The 19,103-nt window shown below is 62.0% G+C and carries 12 protein-coding genes; 8 read left to right on the top strand and 4 right to left on the bottom strand.

Features of this window, described 5'->3' with window-relative positions:
- The 5 genes from Q363_RS05265 to Q363_RS05245 all read left to right on the top strand — a co-directional run bounded on the left by Q363_RS05265 (window position 1) and on the right by Q363_RS05245 (window position 9,216).
- A complete protein-coding gene (locus Q363_RS05265) occupies window positions 1–2,583 on the top strand; it encodes an ABC transporter permease (RefSeq protein WP_035348423.1) in 2,583 nt (860 codons plus the stop codon).
- 68 nt (window positions 2,584–2,651) lie between these two features.
- Window positions 2,652–3,803 carry a galactokinase gene (gene galK, locus Q363_RS05260; RefSeq protein WP_342667390.1) on the top strand — a complete coding sequence of 384 codons (1,152 nt, stop codon included), beginning with the start codon at window positions 2,652–2,654 and terminating at the stop codon, window positions 3,801–3,803.
- Complete coding sequence (locus tag Q363_RS05255; protein ID WP_035348420.1) at window positions 3,800–4,834, top strand: UDP-glucose--hexose-1-phosphate uridylyltransferase; 1,035 nt, start codon at window positions 3,800–3,802, stop codon at window positions 4,832–4,834. Before galK ends, Q363_RS05255 begins: the two co-directional genes overlap by 4 nt.
- A 385-nt stretch (window positions 4,835–5,219) precedes the next feature.
- Window positions 5,220–8,177 (top strand): bifunctional YncE family protein/alkaline phosphatase family protein, encoded by a 2,958-nt coding sequence (locus tag Q363_RS43740; protein ID WP_035348419.1) that lies wholly within the window; start codon window positions 5,220–5,222, stop codon window positions 8,175–8,177.
- A gap of 121 nt (window positions 8,178–8,298) precedes the next feature.
- The gene (locus Q363_RS05245) at window positions 8,299–9,216 is read left to right on the top strand and encodes a type I phosphomannose isomerase catalytic subunit (protein ID WP_035348417.1); all 918 of its coding nucleotides are present in this window, start codon (window positions 8,299–8,301) and stop codon (window positions 9,214–9,216) included.
- A 119-nt stretch (window positions 9,217–9,335) separates the two neighbouring features.
- Here the strand turns inward: Q363_RS05245 and Q363_RS05240 are convergent, their stop codons facing one another.
- Window positions 9,336–10,193: an IclR family transcriptional regulator domain-containing protein gene (locus tag Q363_RS05240; RefSeq protein WP_035348415.1), complete on the bottom strand. Its 858-nt coding sequence runs from the start codon at window positions 10,191–10,193 to the stop codon at window positions 9,336–9,338.
- A 229-nt stretch (window positions 10,194–10,422) separates the two neighbouring features.
- Here Q363_RS05240 and pgi point away from each other — a divergent pair, with 229 nt between their 5' ends.
- The gene (pgi, locus tag Q363_RS05235) at window positions 10,423–12,054 is read left to right on the top strand and encodes a glucose-6-phosphate isomerase (RefSeq protein WP_035348414.1); all 1,632 of its coding nucleotides are present in this window, start codon (window positions 10,423–10,425) and stop codon (window positions 12,052–12,054) included.
- Between the two features lie 161 nt (window positions 12,055–12,215).
- Here the strand turns inward: pgi and Q363_RS05230 are convergent, their stop codons facing one another.
- Entirely contained in the window at window positions 12,216–13,751 is a 1,536-nt protein-coding gene (locus Q363_RS05230; protein ID WP_035348413.1) for a hypothetical protein, read from the bottom strand.
- A gap of 518 nt (window positions 13,752–14,269) precedes the next feature.
- On the opposite strand from Q363_RS05230, the gene Q363_RS05225 reads away from it, so the two are divergent.
- Together Q363_RS05225 and Q363_RS05220 are read left to right on the top strand one after the other, a co-directional pair.
- Window positions 14,270–14,722, top strand: coding sequence for a hypothetical protein (locus Q363_RS05225; protein ID WP_035348412.1), 453 nt, complete (start codon window positions 14,270–14,272; stop codon window positions 14,720–14,722).
- Between the two features lie 312 nt (window positions 14,723–15,034).
- A complete protein-coding gene (locus tag Q363_RS05220) occupies window positions 15,035–16,444 on the top strand; it encodes an alpha-L-fucosidase (RefSeq protein WP_035348411.1) in 1,410 nt (469 codons plus the stop codon).
- Window positions 16,445–16,491: 47 nt separating this feature from the next.
- Here Q363_RS05220 and Q363_RS35750 read toward each other — a convergent pair whose 3' ends face one another.
- Together Q363_RS35750 and Q363_RS05210 are read right to left on the bottom strand one after the other, a co-directional pair.
- A complete protein-coding gene (locus Q363_RS35750; protein WP_169746932.1) occupies window positions 16,492–17,463 on the bottom strand; it encodes a DnaJ domain-containing protein in 972 nt (323 codons plus the stop codon).
- A 104-nt stretch (window positions 17,464–17,567) separates the two neighbouring features.
- The gene (locus Q363_RS05210) at window positions 17,568–19,097 is read right to left on the bottom strand and encodes a helicase HerA-like C-terminal domain-containing protein (protein WP_035348410.1); all 1,530 of its coding nucleotides are present in this window, start codon (window positions 19,095–19,097) and stop codon (window positions 17,568–17,570) included.
- Window positions 19,098–19,103 lie beyond the last annotated feature (6 nt).

The following is a 19,103-nucleotide window of genomic DNA, read 5'->3' as shown; positions in this document are numbered from 1 at the left end:
ATGGCCTCGCTCACTTATCGCTCCGCGATGAAGATCGCCGTACGAGAGATCGGCTCGTCGCGCGGCCGTTTCTTCTTCGTCGTGCTATCGGTTGCGATTGGCGTTGCGGCGCTGACGGGAGTCCGTGGATTTTCGTCGTCGTTCCGGAGTGCGCTGCTCGATCGCGCGCGTTCCATCATGGCTGCAGATCTCTCGGCTCGCATGTTTCAACAGCCCACGCCGGAGGAGCAGAAGGGGCTTGCGGCGATTGAGGCCGAGTCGATCCAGATAACTCCTGTGACAGAGCTGCTCTCAATGGCAAGCTCCGCGAAGACGCTCGATCCATTGCTTGTTTCGTTGAAGGCCGTCGACCCGGCGCGCTATCCCTTTTACGGCGATGTGGAGCTTCAGCCGGCTAGCAGGTTGAAGGATGTGTTAACCAGCGACGCCGTTGTCGTTGCAGATGATCTTCTGGTCAGGCTCCGCTTGAATGTAGGCGACTCATTGAAGATCGGCAATCGAATCTTCCGCATCGCGTCTGTCGTGGTGAACGAGCCGGATCGCCTCTCGGGGAACTTCGCCGCGGGGCCGCGTGTCCTCATCTCGCGCGATGGCCTGGACGCAAGCGGGCTGCTGGCACCGGGCAGCCACGCGGGGCAGCGTTATCTGTACAAGGTTCCGAAGCCGGCCAACGGCGCACCGATCTCCGAGTCGGCAGTCGCTGACCTGAAGACGCGGCTGGAAAAGCTGCTTCCAGAGGCGCAGGTGATCGACTATCGCGAGACGAATCCGGCGCTGACTCAGGGGCTGGATCGTGCGACGAGTCTCCTGTCGTTGATGAGTCTTGTTGCTCTGGTGCTCGGAGCAGTTGGTGTCGCGATGGCGATGCGCGCGCATCTCGAACAAAGGCTCGACACAATCGCGATCATGAAGTCGCTCGGAGCCAACTCGGGCGAGATCATACGGATTTACCTGATCCAGACGCTGCTGCTCGGGCTGCTGGGCGGCATTCTCGGGGTCGCCTTCGGGGCAGCGGTGCAGCTGGCGTTTCCTTACCTGCTGGGCAGACTGCTCAACGTACCGACTGCGGTGCATATTCAGATGCGCACGGTTCTTACCGGCCTCGGCGCCGGCGTCCTTACAACGCTGCTGTTCACCCTGCCGCCGCTTCTCGACATCCGCGCCGTAAGGCCGGTCTTGATCTTCCGGCGCGCGGTGGAGGACTCGAACGATCCGTTCGTGAGCGCGTTGTTCCGTAAGATCACGAAGAACTTTTCTCAGATCGTTGCCGTGGCGCTGATCCTTGGCGGCCTGGCAGTGATCGCGACGACGCTGTCCGATTCTGCCACTGTGGGCAAGGTCTTTTCGCTCGGCCTTGTGGCAGTGCTCGCGGTTCTGCTGGGGGCGTGCGCGGCTCTGCTCGCAGGGTTGCGCTGGTTTCTCGGCCGGACGCGGTTGCGGCTGCCGTCGGCGGTCCGGCACGGACTGGCGAACCTCTATCGTCCGGGAAATCCTTCGGCTGCGCTGCTGGCCGCCGTTGGCATGGGCGTGATGCAAATTATGTCGGTCTATCTGGTCCAGCAGGCAGTTGTCTCGGAACTTCATCTGTCAAGCGCGCCGAACCTGCCGAACGTCTTTCTGATCGACATTACGAGCGCCGAGGTCGAGGGCGTTCGGCGGCTGCTCAAGGCGCAGCCTGCTGTGACGGCGGATCCTGAACTTCTGCCGGTCGTCTCGTCGCGGATCATCGCGATCGATGGAGTTCCAGCGAACCAGGCGAAGCTCAAAAACTTTCCGCGCCGAATGCTGCAGACGATCTCGGTGACGTCGTTTACGGCGCCGCCTGCGGGAACGATGGTGACGGACGGGAAGTGGTGGAGCGCGGGAGAGTCGCGTCCGGTCGTTGCCATTAGCCGCAGGGCTGCTGAGCGGCTGGGTGTCAAGATTGGGTCGAAGGTCACGTTTGCGGCGCAGGATTCGCAGGTCGTCGCTGCCGTCGTAGCGCTTACGAAGGCAGATGGTCAACACACGTACTCGCGTGCTGAGTTTTTCCTTCCACCGGCGGTGCTCAAAGGGCTTCCGGTTGTCTGGTACGGGGGCGTTCACTCGGACCCAGACCGCGTGGGCGAGGTGCAGCGAGCGCTCTACAAGGACTATCCGACGGTGACGGTGATCAATGTGGCGCAGGCGCTCGAGACGGTGCGCTCGGTGGTGATTCAGATCACCTACGTGATCCAGTTTCTGGCTGCGTTCAGCGTCTTTGCAGGCATTGTCATTCTGGCCAGCGCGATTGCAGGGACGCGTTATCGCAGGGTGCGCGAGGTGGTGGTTTTGAAGACGCTGGGCGCGACGCGGGCGAGGATCGCTTCGGTCTTCTCGATCGAGTTCGCGGTTCTGGGGCTGGTGGCTGGCGTGGTGGGGATCGGTTTTGCCAATCTGATTGCTCGTACGCTGCTTGGCCGGATGACGGTGCCTTATCACTTTCACTGGAGCTGGACTGCGGTGGCGCTGCTGGCTACGGCCGCGGTGACCGTTGCGACAGGATGGGCGGCGAGCTTCCGTGTGCTCGGCCAGAAGCCGCTTGAGGTGCTGCGTGAGGAGTAGCAGGCTGTAGGATGAGGAGAGCTTGCTATTCCTTTGATCTGGTTGAGTCAATGACATTAGAAGAGAGGGTGCGTCGTTCGCACCACGAGCGGTTTGGAGGGGCTGGGCGCATCTTTTCCGCGCCTGCACGAGTGAATCTGATCGGCGAGCACACCGATTACACCGGTGGGCTAGTGATGCCGATGGCGATCGGCTTTCGTACGGTTGCTGCGATCAGCCCGCGCAGCGACGGGCGCGCGGTGTTTTATTCCGACAACTATGGCGAGGAGGTCTGCTTCGAGACTACGGCTCTCGAGCGGAGCCCTCGCGGCCACTGGAGCGACTACGCTGCTGGTGTTCTTTGGAGCCTTCGGCAGGAGGGAATTGCGGTTGCCGGGTTCAGCATGAGCCTTGCGGGCGATGTTCCGCTTGGGGCTGGATTGAGTTCGTCGGCTTCGGTTGAGGTGGCCGCCGCGATGGCGATGCTGTCGCTTGCGGACGCGGAGCTTCCATTGAAGACTGTTGCTACGCTCTGCCGCAGGGCGGAGAACGAGTACGTCGGGGCGAAGAGCGGAATCATGGATCAGTTTGTGGTTGCCGGAGCGGTGGCACATCGCGCGATGCTATTGGATACGCGCGCGCTGGAGTTTGAGCTGCTGCCGCTGCCGGAGGAGGTTCGCGTGGTGATTGCGAACTCGATGGTGAAGCATGCAGTCGCGACGGGCGAATACGGCGACCGGCGCGATGAGGTGGAGGCTGGTCAGGCTGTTTTGCGGCGTGAGCGTGGAACTGAGTTGCTGCGCGATGCTTCGGTTGCGGATCTCGAGGCTTGTCGAAATCGGATGTCGGAGGCGAGCTTCCTGCGGTGCCGGCACATCATCACCGAGAATGCTCGGGTGGTCGAGGCGCGCGCGGCTTTGCTGGATGGTTATGTGAAGCGCTTCGGCGAGTTGATGGTTGAGGCGCATGCGAGCATGCGCGACGACTTTGCGGCCAGCGCTCCGGAGGTGGATGCACTGGTGGAGATTGCGCTGAGACAGGCGGGCTGCCTTGGGGCGCGGATTACGGGTGGCGGTTTTGGCGGTTGCACGGTGAATGTTGTGGCTGCGGATCAGGCGGAGAGCTTTGTGGCTGCGGTTCGGCGCGAGTATGCGCGGGAGATGAAGATCGAGGCGGACTGCTTTATCTGTGCGCCCTCGGACGGCGCGCTGGCGCTGGCGAAGAAGGGCGGTGCGGCTTGAATCCTTTACTGCAGCAGAATCCTCATCGCCGGTTCAACCCGCTGAAGCGCGAGTGGGTTCTGGTTTCGCCGCACCGGACGCAGAGGCCTTGGCAGGGACAGGTGGAGAAGGTCGTGCAGCCAGCGGCGCTTGAGTACGATCCGGATTGCTATCTGTGTCCGGGGAACATGCGCGCGGGCGGTGCTCGGACGGAGAAGTACACGAGCACGTATGTCTTTGAGAACGACTATGCGGCGCTGAAGCCGGATGTTCCGCGGTTCCGCGACGATGAGGGCGCGAGCGGCCTGCTGATCGCGGAGGGCGAGAGCGGAGTCTGCCGCGTGCTCTGTTTTTCGCCGCGGCACGATTTGACGCTGGCGAAGATGGAGGTTGCCGACATCCGCAAGGTCGTGGACCTTTGGGATGAGCAGACGCAGGAGCTGGGCGGGCGCGCCGACATCAGCTATGTCGCGGTCTTCGAGAACCGCGGGGCGATGATGGGGGCGAGCAATCCGCATCCGCATGGGCAGATTTGGGCGAGCCGGTCGGTGCCGAATGAGGCCGTGCTGGAGCAGGCGGCTCAGGCGGCTTATCTGGCAGAGCATGGAACGTGTCTGCTGTGCGCTTACCGCGAGCTTGAGGTGAAGCTGGGCGAGCGGGTTGTGGCTGCGAATGCGAGCTTTGTTGCGGTGGTTCCTTTCTGGGCTGTGTGGCCGTTTGAGGTGATGATCCTGCCGGTTCGTCACGTAGCTGATCTGGCGGCGATGACGCCTCAAGAGCGGGACGATCTGGCGGTGATGCTGAAGTCGTTGACTTCGACTTATGACAAGGTCTTCGACGCTCCGTTTCCTTACTCGATGGGGTTGCATCCGCAGCCTTACGATTCAGTGGAGCATCCGGAGTGGCACTTTCATCTGCACTTCTATCCGCCGCTGCTACGGTCAGCGACAGTGCGGAAGTTTATGGTCGGGTTTGAGTTGCTGGGTTCGCCGCAGCGGGACATTACGCCGGAGTCGGCTGCGGAGACCCTGCGGAAGGCCGCGAATCGGTGAGGCGGCCCCCTCCCCCTGTTTTGCGGCAAAATATTGATTTAAAATTAGTTAGCCCGGTACGTGCGAGCTAAGATCTTGGAAATAAAAGAGTTAAAGGTCAAAATCTTGATTATAAAAGAGATAGCTAGAATCAGAATCGGCCATCCCGGCGCATTCTCATCCTGCTTTAACCTTCTATGTCGAGTATAGCGAATGGAAGGTAATTAATCGGCACTTTTAGTTGGGGTCTATCTCATTGATTTATAGCCTCTTGTGAATTTGGGGGGCTTGACAAGGTTTAGGCCGGAATTCTTCACAGGGTCAGGACGAAATACAGGGATCTCCACTGCGCGCCGGACGATGAAGCCGTCCGTCGCATCGGTCGAGAAGGCAAGTGGGAGTGGTGATGGGCGTACGGAGTCTGGCGGGAGCGGTGGCGATCGTTGGTTTGGTGGTGGTTGCTGGCACGGGCCAGACGGTAGCGGGACAGGCGATCGGGCAGGGGATTGATCTGCCGACGAGCAAGCTTTTGCGACCGGTTCCGGGTGGGCCGGAGCGGCTGAACAGTCTGCCGATGTCGATGGGGGTTTCGCCGGATGGGCGTTATGTGGTGACGGTGAATGCGGGGTACGGGACGTACGAGTCCAGGTACATGCAGTCGCTGGCTGTGCTGGATACGCAGACGGGCAAGGTCGCGGATTTTCCGGACGACTGGACGCTGGTGGGGGCGAAGCAGACGCTGTACTCGGGGCTGGCGTTCAGCGGGGACGGGAAGAGGATCTACGCGAGCCTGGGATCGGAGACGGACCCGAAGGGGAATGGCGGCGCGAAGGACGTGGGCAGCGGTGTGATCGTGTACAGCTTTGACGCGGGGAAGATTACGCGCGAAAAGCTGTTGAAGATTCCGATGCAGCAGCTGGCTGCGGGGCGGAAGACGCTGCTGGTGGGCGGCGTGGAGGGGGACCTGGGGGTTCCGTTTCCTGCGGCGATTGCGACGATTGGGAAGGGTGGGGCGGAGAAGCTGCTGGTCGCGGGGAACCTGACTGATGATGTTTGGCTGATGGATGCGGGGACGGGAGCGATCGAGAAGAGGTTCGATCTGGCGGAGTCGAATGCGGTGCCTTCGGTGTATCCGGTGGGGCTGGCGGTGACGAAGGATGAGTCGCGCGCGTTTGTGGCGTTGTGGAACGCGAGCGAGGTCGTGGAGCTGGATCTGAAGACGGGCACGGTGGGGAGGAAGGTTGCGCTGCTGAAGCCTAGCTCGCCGACGGCTGCGGGGACGCATCCGATCGTGCTCGAGATCGCTCCGGATGGAAAGACGATGTACGTGGCGCTGGCGAACCGCGATGCGGTGGTGGCGGTGAACATCGATAAGGGGCAGTTTGCGGCGAAGGGGTACTTCGACACGAGGCTGCCGGGGCAGAGCTACTTTGGCGCGGAGCCGGATGCGCTGGCGGTCTCGGCGGACAGCAAGAGGGTGTATGTGGGGAACCAGGCTTCGGACGCGGTGGCGGTGCTGGATGTAACGAAGTTGACGGCGGCGCATGCGGCGAAGGGCATGGTTGAGCCGATCGGGTTTCTGCCGACGGAGTGGCTGCCGACGGCGATGGCGATGGTGAACGGCAAGTTGTACGTCGCGACGGGCAAGGGTAAGGGCACGGGGCCGAACAATATGCCGCAGCGGGTGACTCCGGAGACGCAGGCTCGGTATGGGAAGTCGAAGTCGACGTACATCGGCACGTTGCTCTACGGGTCGGTTGCGGTGCTGGATGCGGCGGCGATGGAGAAGGAGTTGAAGCGGTGGACGGCGGAGGTGGTGGAGCAGAACCGCATGAAGGCGGCGGAGGAGAAGATTCAGTTTGCTCCGGAGGTAATGCGGAGGGCGGGGCAGGGAGGCGGTAGAAGCGCAGATCCTTCGACTCCGCTGCGCTCCGCTCAGGATGACACTGGGAAAGATTCCAGCGCTGCCAACTCGAACTGGAGTGGGCCGATCAAGCATGTGATCTACATCATCAAGGAGAACCGGACCTACGACCAGGTGCTGGGCGATCTGGAGCAGGGCGGCAAGCGCGTGGGCAATGGCGATGCGAGCCTGGCGATGTACGGCAAGGAGATTACTCCGAACGAGCACAAGCTGGCGCTCAAGTTTGGCGTGCTGGATAACTTTTACGACTCGGGCGAGGTGTCGGGCGACGGGCATGTGTGGTCGACGGCGGCGATTGGCACGGACTATCTGGAGAGGACGTGGCAGCAGTCGTATCGCGGGTCGCAGAGGACGTATGACTTCGAGGGCGTAGTTGCGGAGGGTTATCCGCTGCTGCAGAACATTCCCGATGTGAACGAGCCGTGGAGCGGGTATCTGTGGGGCAACCTGGCGAGGCATGGGAAGACTTACTACCACTTTGGCGAGTACATCTCGTCGAAGTTCTGCGATTCGAAGATGGTGGCGAATCCGCAGCAGGGGCCGATGGTGGAGGGGGAGAGCTGCGCGAAGCCGGCGATCCATCCGGGTGAGGAGATTCCAGCGGAGTGGGGCGGCGGGGTGAACAAGTGGCCGTGGGCGATTCCGCGGGTTGCGAAGAACATTCCGACGAAGCCGGAGCTGGTGGGGCACTTTGCTACGGAGGCTCCGGACTTCAATCTGCGGATTCCGGAGCAGATTCGCGCGGAGATCTTTATGCGGCACCTGAGCGGGTGGGTGAAGGACCGCGCGAACGGCAAGGACACGATGCCGAACTTCGTGATGCTGCGAATGGGGAACGACCACACGGCAGGGACGACTCCGGGAGGGCCGACGCCGAAGTCGTCGGTGGCGGACAACGACCTGGCGGTGGGGCGCGTGGTCGAGGCTATTTCGCACTCGCCGTACTGGGACGATACGGCGTTCTTCATCCTGGAGGATGATGCGCAGAATGGCGCGGACCATGTGGACGCGCACAGGAGCATTGCGCTGGTGGTGAGCAAGTATTCGCCGCGGGCGAAGGATGGGAGCGCGTTTGTGGACAGCAGGTTCTATTCGACGGTGAGCGTGATCCGGACGATGGAGACGCTGCTGGGGCTGCCGCCGATGAACAACAACGATGCGTTCAGCTCGATGATCGGCTCGCTGTTTAGGGGGCCGGGAGACCACGAGCCGTATGCGGCGGACTACTCGAATGAGAAGAATGGGCTGATCTATACGGCGAATGGGGCGACGGCGGTGGGGGCGGAGGAGTCGATGAAGATGGACTTTCAGCACGCAGACAGGGCGGACGCGCAGAAGCTGAACGTTATTCTGTGGAAGGACGCGATGGGCGAGAAGGCCGTGCCGCCGATGCTGCTGGAGAAGCGGAAGAAGGCGAAGAAGGATGATGACGACGACTAGATGACTAGTTGCTTCAGTGGAAGTATGAGTCGATCATGCAGATTAAACCGCAGATCCTTCGACTTCACTACGCTTCGCTCAGGATGACACTATTGTTTAAACAGAAGATTTGGGAGGAAGGATGAGTTTGGCGCCGTTTCGTTTGAAGCCGTGGTTTAGCCCGCGGCCGTGGGGTAGGAAGAGTTTGGAGCCGTGGTACGAGGACACGGGTACGACGGAGCTGGTTGGTGAGGCGTGGCTGACGGGGCCGCAGTGCGTCGTCGAAGAGGGTGATGAGCTGGCGGGAAAGACGCTGGCTTCGCTTACGCCGGAGCTGGGGGGCGAGTTTCCGCTACTGGTGAAGCTGCTGTTTCCGAACGAGAAGCTGTCGGTACAGGTGCATCCGGACGATGCGCAGGCGCAGGCGGCAGGCGAGGCTCGCGGCAAGACGGAGTGCTGGTATGTGCTCGAAGCCGAGCCGGGGGCTGCGGTTGCGCTGGGACTGAAGGACGGTGTGGATGTCGCAAAGGTGAAGGCGGCGATTGCGGACGGCACGATGGAGGAACTGATGGAGTGGGTTCCGGTGTCGGTGGGCGATATGCTGTTTGTCGACGCAGGCACGGTGCACGCGATCGGGCCGGGCGTGGTGCTGCTGGAGACGCAGCAGACGAGCGATGTGACGTACAGGCTGTACGACTACGGGCGTCCGAGAGAGCTGCACCTGGAGCAGGGGCTGAAGGTGATCAAGCCGAAGACGCAGGCGGGCAAGGTTGCGCCGCAGCAGATGGATGGGTTCACACGGCTGATCGAGCAGAGGTACTTTGTCGTGGACCGGTTCGATCTGGGCGAGATGGAGGAGCGGCGCGTTGCGATGGACGGAGCCGGGTGCCTGGTGGGGATCGAAGGGAAGGTCTGGGTGACTACGCCGGGGGATGAGGTGGAGTTGGAGCCGGGGAAGGCCGTGGTGGTTCCGGCGGGGACCGGCGAGGTGATGGTGGAGGCGGAGCTGGGGGCTCGGTTTGTGCGGTGCGTAGCTCCGGCAGTGGCACAAGCGTCTTAGCCGCGACGGGCGAACCGCAGATCCTTCGACTTCGCGGCTGCGCCGCTTCGCTCAGGATGACACCCTTTTAAATACGATCCTTTCGCTTAAATACGATCATTTCGCGGTACACGATTCTCTTAGCGGAGGAAGACGGCTAGCTCGTTGGCGGCGTTGCGCAGGTGGGGGAGGAAGCGCGTCTGCATCTCGAGCGCGGAGATGCGGGGGGCGTTGCCGCTGAGGTTGATGGTGGCGACTGCGCGTCCGTTGGCGGCGAAGACGGGGACGGCGAGGGAGCGGAGGCCGACCTCGTACTCCTGGTCGCAGATGGCGTAACCGTTGCGGCGGATGTTGCGCAGGAGCATGCGGAGCTTATCGACGGAGACCACGGTACGGCTGGTGTGCGGGGTGAGGACGACGCGGGCGAGGTAGGTCTCGAGTTGCTCGGGTGGAAGGTAGGCGAGCAGGATGCGTCCCATGCTGGTGCAGTAGGCGGGAAGGCGGCTGCCGATGTGCAGGTCGACGGCCATGACGCGGTTGACGGTGGAGCGGGCGACGTAGACGATGTCGTCGCCGTCGAGGGTGGCGACTGAGAAGGACTCGCGGAACTGCGCGGACATGCGCTCGAGGATGGGCTGCGCGGCGGAGGAGAGTGTGTTCGACGTGGTGTAGGAGTGGGAGAGGGTGAGCATGCGCGGGCGGAGGGAGTAGCGGGAGCCGTCCTCGGCGCCGGCGAAGCCGAGCTTGGTGAGGGTGTAGAGGCAGCGGCGAACGGCGGCGCGGGAGAGGCCGGTGCGAACGCTGAGCTGCGAGATGGTCATCTGGGGGTTCTGCTGGGTGAAGGCCTGGATGACGATGAGCCCGCGGGCGAGGGAGGTCATGAAGTTGGGGTCGCCGGTGAAGGCGTCGAGTGAGGCGGCCGGCGTGGCCTTCGCGGTGGGTGCAAGTGCGGGAGGAGGAACGGCGGGGGAGAGCGGTTGACGCTGGGTGAGGCTCATGGATCCCTTCCAGCCGGCGTTGTCGCGAGTGATCGAACGGGGGGGCGATAGCCGGACTCTACTAACGATAAACGCACAACGAACTCTTTCGCAAGTTCTGGTGGCATCCGCGCACCTCGCTTTGCTGTCATGCAGCTGTGGTTGTTGCTGTGAGAAGATTAAAGTGGGAAAGCTTCTCGTTTAAACGATAAACAATCAACCAGCAACAAGCAGAGGAGAAGTGAGAGACATGGAGACGAAGACCATTGCTCTGGTGGACAGGCCGGCGTGGAAGGCACTGAAGGCTCATGCGGATGAGATTCGCGGACGGCACATGCGCGAGCTGTTTGCCGAGGACGCCTCGCGCGGAGAGCGGATGACGGCGGAGGCGGAGGGGATCTTTCTCGATTACTCGAAGAACCGCGTGACGGACGAGACGCTAAAGCTGCTGGTGCAGCTGGCGAAGGAGTCCGGATTGAGGGCGCGGGCCGAGGCGATGTTCACTGGCGAGAAGATCAACATCACGGAGAACCGCGCGGTGCTGCACGTGGCGCTGCGTGCGCCGAAGACGGAGAAGATCTTCGTCGATGGTGAGGATGTTGTGCCGGGTGTGCACGAGGTTCTGGACAAGATGGCGGCGTTCGCGGACCGGATTCGCTCGGGTGAGTGGAAGGGGCACACGGGGAAGCGAATCAGGAATGTGGTGAACATTGGGATCGGCGGCTCGGACCTGGGGCCGGTGATGGCGTATGAGGCGCTGAAGCACTACTCGCAGAGGGACCTGACATTCCGGTTTGTGTCGAACGTGGACGGGACGGATTTTGCGGAGGCCGTGCAGGATCTGGATCCGGAGGAGACGTTGTTTCTAGTCGCGTCGAAGACGTTTACGACGCTGGAGACGATGACGAATGCGCATACGGCGCGCGACTGGTCATTGGCAAAGCTGAAGGACGAGAAGGCAGTGGCGAAGCACTTCGTGGCGATTTCGACGAACGCCAAGGAGGTTTCAAAGTTCGGGATCGATACGGCGAATATGTTCGGGTTCTGGGACTGGGTCGGCGGGCGCTACTCGATGGACTCGGCGATCGGGCTCTCGACGATGATTGCGATCGGGCCAAAGCAGTTCCGCGAGATGCTGGAGGGCTTCCATGCGATGGATGTGCACTTCCGCACGACGCCGCCAGAGAAGAATCTGCCGGCGCTGCTGGGGCTGCTGACGATCTGGTACACGGAGTTCTTCGATGCGCAGACGCAGGCGGTGCTGCCGTATGAGCAGTACCTGAAGCGCTTCCCGGCGTATCTGCAGCAGCTGACGATGGAATCGAACGGCAAGCACGTGACGCTGGACGGCACCCATGTGGACTACCAGACGGGTGCGATCTACTGGGGCGAGCCCGGGACGAACGGACAGCATTCGTTCTACCAGTTGATTCACCAGGGGACGCGGCTTATTCCGTGCGACTTTATCGGGTTCTACAAGACACTGAACCCGCTGGGACGTCATCATGACATGCTGATGGCGAATGTGTTTGCGCAGGCCGAGGCGCTGGCGTTCGGCAAGACGGCGAAGCAGGTGAAGGCGGAGGGAACGCCGGACTGGCTGGTTCCGCATCGCGTGTTTGAGGGCAATCGTCCTTCGAACACGATTCTTGCGGAGAAGCTGACGCCTGCCGTGCTGGGCAAGCTGATTGCTCTGTATGAGCACGCGGTGTTCACGCAGGGCGTGGTTTGGAATATCGATTCGTTCGACCAGTGGGGCGTGGAGCTGGGCAAGGTGCTGGCGACGAAGATCCTGGGCGAGCTGGAGAGCAAGGATGAGCCGAAGCTGGAGCATGACAGCTCGACTACTAGTTTGATCAAACGGTATCGGAAGAACAAGTAGGTGGCAGGAAGAACCGCCGCGGACTGCTATTGTCCGCGGCGGTTTTTGTTTTTGCTCATAGCTTGAATTTGTGGTTGCTCGAGCAAACCGCAGATCCTTCGACTCCGCTGCGCTCCGCTCAGGATGACACCTTAGTGGGGAGGCTCTGGGTTGGATCTACCTCAGCGTAGTTGCAGCATGACTGCGGTGTGGGCGGGGATGGTGATGGTCTGGCCGTCTGCAGCTTTGCTGGTCTTGATGGATTTACCGCCGGGGGTGAGATGGGTCTCTGGCTGGTCGAGTGCGGAGCCAGTGAGGGTTTCGAGGATCTCGGCGGCGGGTGCGGTGAGGGTGAGGTCCTGGGTGGCGTCTTTGTTGAGGATGGCGACGATGACTTTGTTGTCGGCTCGGCGGGCTGCGTAGGCAACGGCGTTGACCTGGCCGGGGTTGAAGTCGATGGGGAGCAGCGTGGTTCCGGCGAAGCGTGAGGCGAACTTCATGCCGTAGCCTGCGGGCTCGAGGAGGTACTTATCGTTGAGCTTGCCGTCGACGCCGGAGCCGGCGAGGGTGCCCTCGTTGGCGATGGGAGTGTAGAAGGGCTTGGGGTGCGGGACGTTGGGATCCTTCATGAGCTGCTCGCCGGGAAGCGAGCCGCCGACCGAGACGGCCTGGGCGTGGCCGCTGCCTCCGTGGAGGTTGACCCCGGAGTAGCCGAGCGACATGAGCTCGAAGAGATAGTCGGCTCCCCAGAGCGCGGCGGCGTAGACGTCGCTGAGGCCGGGCTTGCCGCCCTGGTAGACGGTGTTGCCCTCGGTCATGCGGTAGGGCAGGCCCATCTTTTGCGCGGCCTCGCGCGCGAGGGCGGCCTTGCTGACGACGGCGGGAGCGGGCTTCATGAGGCGCTCGATGCTGGCGTTGGGGCTCTTCGGCGGGCCGCCCCAGTAGTAGTGATGCGAGAGGGTGGTGACGTTGGGTTTCTCGGGGAGCGAGGGCCAGCGGTCGGCGATCTTCGGAAGCCAGGAGACGTCGGAGGCGACGTCGGGCATACCGAACTTCGCGCCGGGAACGGCCTTTTGAACGGCGAGCGCGAGAGGGACCCACTCCTTGAGGTACTGGTCGACGCCCCAGGTCTTGGGATCGCGCAGGTGTCGGTTGAAGATGTCGACTTCGTTGCCGAGCTGGAAGTACTGGAGGCGCGGGCCGAGGGTCTGGGAGACGAAGACTGCCTCGGCTACGTCGGCTGCTTCGACGGCGAAGCCGAGGTTGAGGCCGTAGATGCAGGTCCAGCCGGTGGCGCGGAGGAAGCCCTCGAGGTTGCGGACGGCCTCGGGCGTGATGGCGAAGATGGTGGTGGGCGGCGGCTCGCCCATGACGGCTGCGCGGTGGGTTCGGTCGGGCGGCTGCGCGGAGGGCGTGGCCTTCCACCAGCCAAACTCGCTGGTGTTGCCGCCGAGGCGGAGGACGCCGCGCGGGGAGAGGTGGCGGAACTCGGCGATGAGGCCCTTGTTGGCGGGGGAGAAGAAGGTGGGGTCTTCGAGCTGCATGGCCTCGTAGGAGAGACCGATGAAGTCGGCGGGGACTTTGGCGATGGGGGCACCGGTACCTAGTTTGAGAGTGGCTCCGGATTGTGCGAGAAGTGAGGCAGGGAAGAGGCTAGTTGCGGCGAGAGCCAGAGAACTGTTACGGAGGAACGTGCGGCGCGAGTTCGAGTAGGTCATCGGAGTTGACTATAGCAGCCGGTGGAGTGCCGGTGCGATCGGGGTAAGCCGCAGATCCCATTCGGCTTCGCAGGGCAGGCTCTTCGACTTCGCTGCGCTCAGGATGACACACATTTGGAGCGATGTTAGAGATCGGCAAGCTCGAAAGCTGAGTCAAAACGGCCGCATCGCATGAGTGGGACTCGCCCAAGGCGGCAGCGCCTTCCTCACCTCTGGAATTAGACTCCAGCCTGCAATTTGGAGTAAGGTATCCGCGACTCGCCTCGGCCCTATCCGCGATGGTTCAGGGAGGTTCATACACGTCCTCCCGTATCCACGGCCCCATTTCAGCATCGAGAGCATCGGTTCGGATCCACGCCTGACGCTAGATCGGACCTTGCGGCACAGACCTTGTCGAGTCATTCCGGCGCAAAGTTGCAGGGCACTGGAACGTTCTGTCCTCAACGACCCCAGGGAACTAAAAACGCCTAGATGAGGTCCGAAAAATGCAGACTCAATGTGTCCAGAAAAGAACCAGGATGGCGATTGCCGTCATAATCGCCTGCGCCTTAGCCGTCGTAAACACCTCCATGTGGGCCGCCGCCAACAACAACAAATTTAAGGATAAGGAAAAGGCCTGTTCGAATCGCACGCTCGATGGCGACTACGGTTTCACGATCGAAGGCCTCCTCGGTATTCCCGGACCTGGCATCCAGGTCCGTGGTGTCGTCCTGCAACATTACGATGGCAACGGTAATATCACCCAGGTCGATCACGTCGTTATTGGCGGTATGGTGCCACCCGAGGAGTGGCGGCCGGGTACCGGCACCTACACCGTCAACCCTGATTGCACTGGAAAAGCAACGCTCTTCCCCGGCGGAACTTCCGGACCTCCTCTGGTGTTGTTTTTTGTGATCGTCAAGCATGGCGAGATGATTCGCCAGGTCGTGGATGGAAATGCGACCATCGCGACAGGCAACAAACTTGATTAGATCCCGACGCCTTGCGTATCGCCCTTGCCCGCGGACCTACATCGGGATTGAGATCATGAATTCAGTGCCCACATCTCGATTGTGAGACGTGGGCACCATATCCCATCCTGACGAACTTGTCCTCCTGCGGTGAAGATCACCTTGTTTTCCACACCGAAATCCTTGACACGCCTGTTAAACTAAACCTAAGAGATAAAGAAAAAGCCCGGCTCAAACGGCCGGGCTTTTTCATGCTCTCAAGTGGTACCGAAGTACCAACCTAAAGTATCTGTTTCGAATACTTTGCACACTTTAATAGGGGACGGGGAGGTCATGAACCAAGCACCGCGCAGCGCTTCGGGTAACCTGAAACTCTCCATGCCTCCGACCACACGACGCTACTTCGCCATAATTATTTTTCTCCTCGCCTCAGTCGTTTTCTCCTCCGCCCAGAACTTCACCGACATCAAACCCACCCCAGCCCAGCTCTCTTGGCAGGACCTCGAGATCGGCGTCATCCTCCACTTCTCCACCAACACCTTCCTCAACCGCGAGTGGGGCGACGGAACCGCCCCCGCCTCTACCTTCAACCCCGCCCACGTCGACACCGATCAGTGGATGGCCGCGGCAAAATCCGGCGGAGCAAAATACGCCGTCCTCGTCGCCAAGCACCACGACGGCTTCGCCCTCTTCCCCTCCGCCCACACCGACTATTCCGTCAAATCCAGCCCTTGGCTCAACGGCAAGGGCGACCTCGTCCGCCTCGCCTCCGACTCCGCCCATCGCGCCGGCCTCGGCTTCGGCATCTATCTCTCCCCCTGGGACCGCCATGACCCGCGCTACCCCGACGCCGCGGCCTACGACAAGTACTACCTCGCGCAACTCGGCGAGCTCGCCCGCAGCTACGGCCCCCTCACCGAGTTCTGGCTCGACGGCGCAGGCTCCGCCGGACGAACCTACGACTTCGACAAGATCGTCCAGGAACTCCGCACCTACCAGCCCAACACCCTCGTCTTCGCCGACGTCGCCCTCTACAAAAGCGCCGACATCCGCTGGGTCGGCTCCGAGGACGGCACCGTTCCCTACGAGAACTGGAACGTGATCGACCGCACCGGCTACCTCCGCTGGCGCCCCGTCGAGGCCGATACACCACTCCGCAAGCTGCACTGGTTCTGGCACCCCAACGACGAGTCCTCGCTCCTCTCCGTCGACGAGCTCCTCAACATCTACAACAAGACCGTAGGCCGCGGAGCCCAGCTCATGCTCGGCCTCGCACCCGATAACACCGGCCGCCTCCCCGACTCCGACGCCGCCCGCCTCCGCGAGTTCGGCGAGGCCGTCCAGCGCCTCTACGGCCCCGAGCACAACCTCACCCGCCAAGCCCAGCACATCACGAACAACCCCGCCGAAGCCGCCATCGACAACGACCCCGCCACCTTCTGGTCCGCACCCGACCGCAGCGCCACCCTCGAACTCCACTTCGAAAAACCCATCACCTTCGACCGCGCCGTCACCATGGAGTGGCTCAACGAAGGCCAGCGCGTCGAAGACTACAGCATCCAGGCCTTCCAGAACGGCGTATGGAAGACCCTCGCCCACGCCCAAGCCATCGGACACAAGAAGATCGACATCTTCCCCGCCGTCACCACCGAGCGCGTCCGCCTCAACCTTCTCTCCACCGCAGGCTCGGCCGCCATCCGCGAGTTCCAGCTCTTCAACGGAACATCAGCATTGCCAAAGTAGCACTTCGCCGCACCAGCACCATCGCACTCTTCATCCGTGCGCCAACATCACTTCGCTTGAGCGAGAGCCTTTACAAAATTCGCCCGGCAGCGATCATAAGCAGCCGGACCTTCACGAACCTTTGCACTCCTGCAGGCCGACTCAATCGCATCTCGATCAGCATCGTCGAGCTTCGACAGATCAGGTCGCGCGGTCTCCGCCGCCAGGCTCGCCAACTGCGTCGTCAGACAGCGGTTATAGCGATCCAATCCTCGAAGGCGCTTTGCTTCAGAACAAACGGCATCGATCGACTCACCCTCCCCCTCGCTCAACGAACTCAGATCCGGTCGTCCCACCGGATTCATGATCAGGTTCAGCTGAGCCTTGACGCAGGCCTGATACGCAGCCTCTCCACCCACCTGCCTCTGCACGGAACACGCCGACTCCAACTGGCGACTCTCCGCATCGGACAAAGCCCTCACGCGGAATGTCGCTGAGCCGGCCTCATCCAAACGGCGGGTCTCCCCGGAGCGTTGCTGTCGCCCGACGGTCGCGGCTGCATCAACGGCAGGTCCCGCGTTTGACGCAGACGGCACAGTCCTCTGCTCTGAACTCGGAACAGGCTGCGCCGGAGCAGACGATGGTTGCGTCGGGCGCACACCACCGCTCCCAACTAAGAAAGAACTCACCAGAATCGCCAGACCAATTCCCATCCCAGCGTATATCCAACCTGGACTCACACGGCTTCGCATCCGCGCTGCTCGGTTCTTATGGGCAACAGGTCGTTCGTGAGAGACACCACTAGGATTCGCCCCGGAAACACCCGACCACCCAGCAACCGAACCGCCGCCCGCAGCATTCTGCAGCAAGCGGTACGCGTCATTGATCTGCTTTAACTTATCCTCCGCCTTTTCACGCAACCGTGCATCATTACCGAAGCGGTCCGGGTGCCAGACCTTCACAAGATCCCGGTACGCCTCCTTGATCTCAGCCGGGCTTGCGCCGGGCCTCAATCCCAGAACATCAAGTGCCTCACTCACCAGCAAAGAGACGCTCCTGTCGATCGATCTATGGACTCCCTGGCCCGCCAGTCATAAGTACGCGCTCGTAGCCCGCAGCTTCCACTATCCCGAAGGCCGATGTTCTACCGCCGCGAAGACGACCCGCCCAGCAGCGATCCCAGTACTCCGCGAATGATCTGCCTCCCGACGGTGCTTCCCATCGTACGCGCAGCGCTCTTCACCATCGCCTGCACCACCGTATCTCCGCGCCGCGAGCCGCCACCGCCAAGCACTCCACCCAGCGCCGTCGACGCCGACTCCAGCCATCCCGGCTCCGACCCCTGCGGAAGCGTCGGCGACCCAACGCCGCTTTGCCCTGGCGCTGCCGCCGTGGTCGAAGCCGCAACCTTGCCCTTAAGCTTCTCGTAAGCCGACTCGCGATCCACCGCCGTCTCATACACTCCCGCGACCACTGAGCCCTTGATGATCGCCGCTCTCTGCTCCGGCGTGATCGGCCCGATCTGGCTGTGCGGCGGACAAACCATCGCCCGCTCCACCACATCCGGGATCCCCTTCTCATCCAGAAACGAGACCAGCGCCTCACCCACGCCCAGCTGCGTAATCACCTCTTCCACATCCAACGTCGGATTCGCGCGGAACGTCTGCGCCGCAGCCTTCACCGCCTTCTGATCCTTCGGCGAGAACGCCCGCAACGCATGCTGCACACGATTCCCCAGTTGGCCCAGCACCGTCTCCGGCACATCGATCGGATTCTGCGTCACGAAGAAGATCCCCACCCCCTTCGACCGGATCAACCGCACCACCTGCTCGATCTTCGACTGCAGCACCGGCGGCAGATCGTTGAACAGCAGATGCGCCTCGTCGAAGAAGAACACCAGCTTCGGCTTCTCCGGATCGCCCACCTCCGGCAGCTTCTCGAACAACTCGCTCATCAGCCACAGCAGAAACGTCGCATACAGCTGCGGAGACTCGAGCAGCTTGTCCGCCGCCAGAATATTCACCACGCCCTTGCCATGTGCCTCCGTCTGCAGCAGGTCATCGATATTCAGCGCCGGCTCGCCGAAGAACTGGTCGCCTCCTTGCTCTCCCAGCGCAACCAGCCCGCGCTGAATCGCACCAATGCTCGCAGCTGAGATATTCCCGTACTGCGTCTGATACCCCTTCGCGCGGGTCGCCACCTCCTGCAGCATCGCCTGCAGGTCCTTCATGTCCAGCAGCAGCAGCCCACTGTCGTCGGCGATCTTGAAGACCAGCGTCAGCACGCCCGTCTGTGTCTCGTTCAGGTTCAGGATGCGGCTCATCAGCAGAGGCCCCATCTCGCTCACCGTCGCCCGCACCGGATGCCCCTCCTCGCCGAAGACATCCCAGAAAACCACCGGGCAACCTGCAAAGCTCCACTCCCCCAGCTCCATCGACTTCACGCGCTCATCGAACTTCGGCGAGCTCTTCCCCGGCTGGCTGATCCCCGACAGATCGCCCTTCACGTCCGCCGCAAACACCGGTACGCCGATCGAGCTCAGAGCCTCAGCCATCACCTGCAGGGTCACCGTCTTCCCCGTGCCAGTCGCACCCGCCACCAGTCCATGACGGTTCGACATCCCAGCCAGAAGGCAAAGCGCCTCGTTCCCCTTCGCGATCTCCATCTCTGTCATTCGTCC

It is taken from the genome of Edaphobacter aggregans DSM 19364 (genome assembly GCF_000745965.1).
GTDB classification, from domain to species: domain Bacteria; phylum Acidobacteriota; class Terriglobia; order Terriglobales; family Acidobacteriaceae; genus Edaphobacter; species Edaphobacter aggregans.
This window is presented reverse-complemented; position numbering and strand designations above follow the sequence as displayed.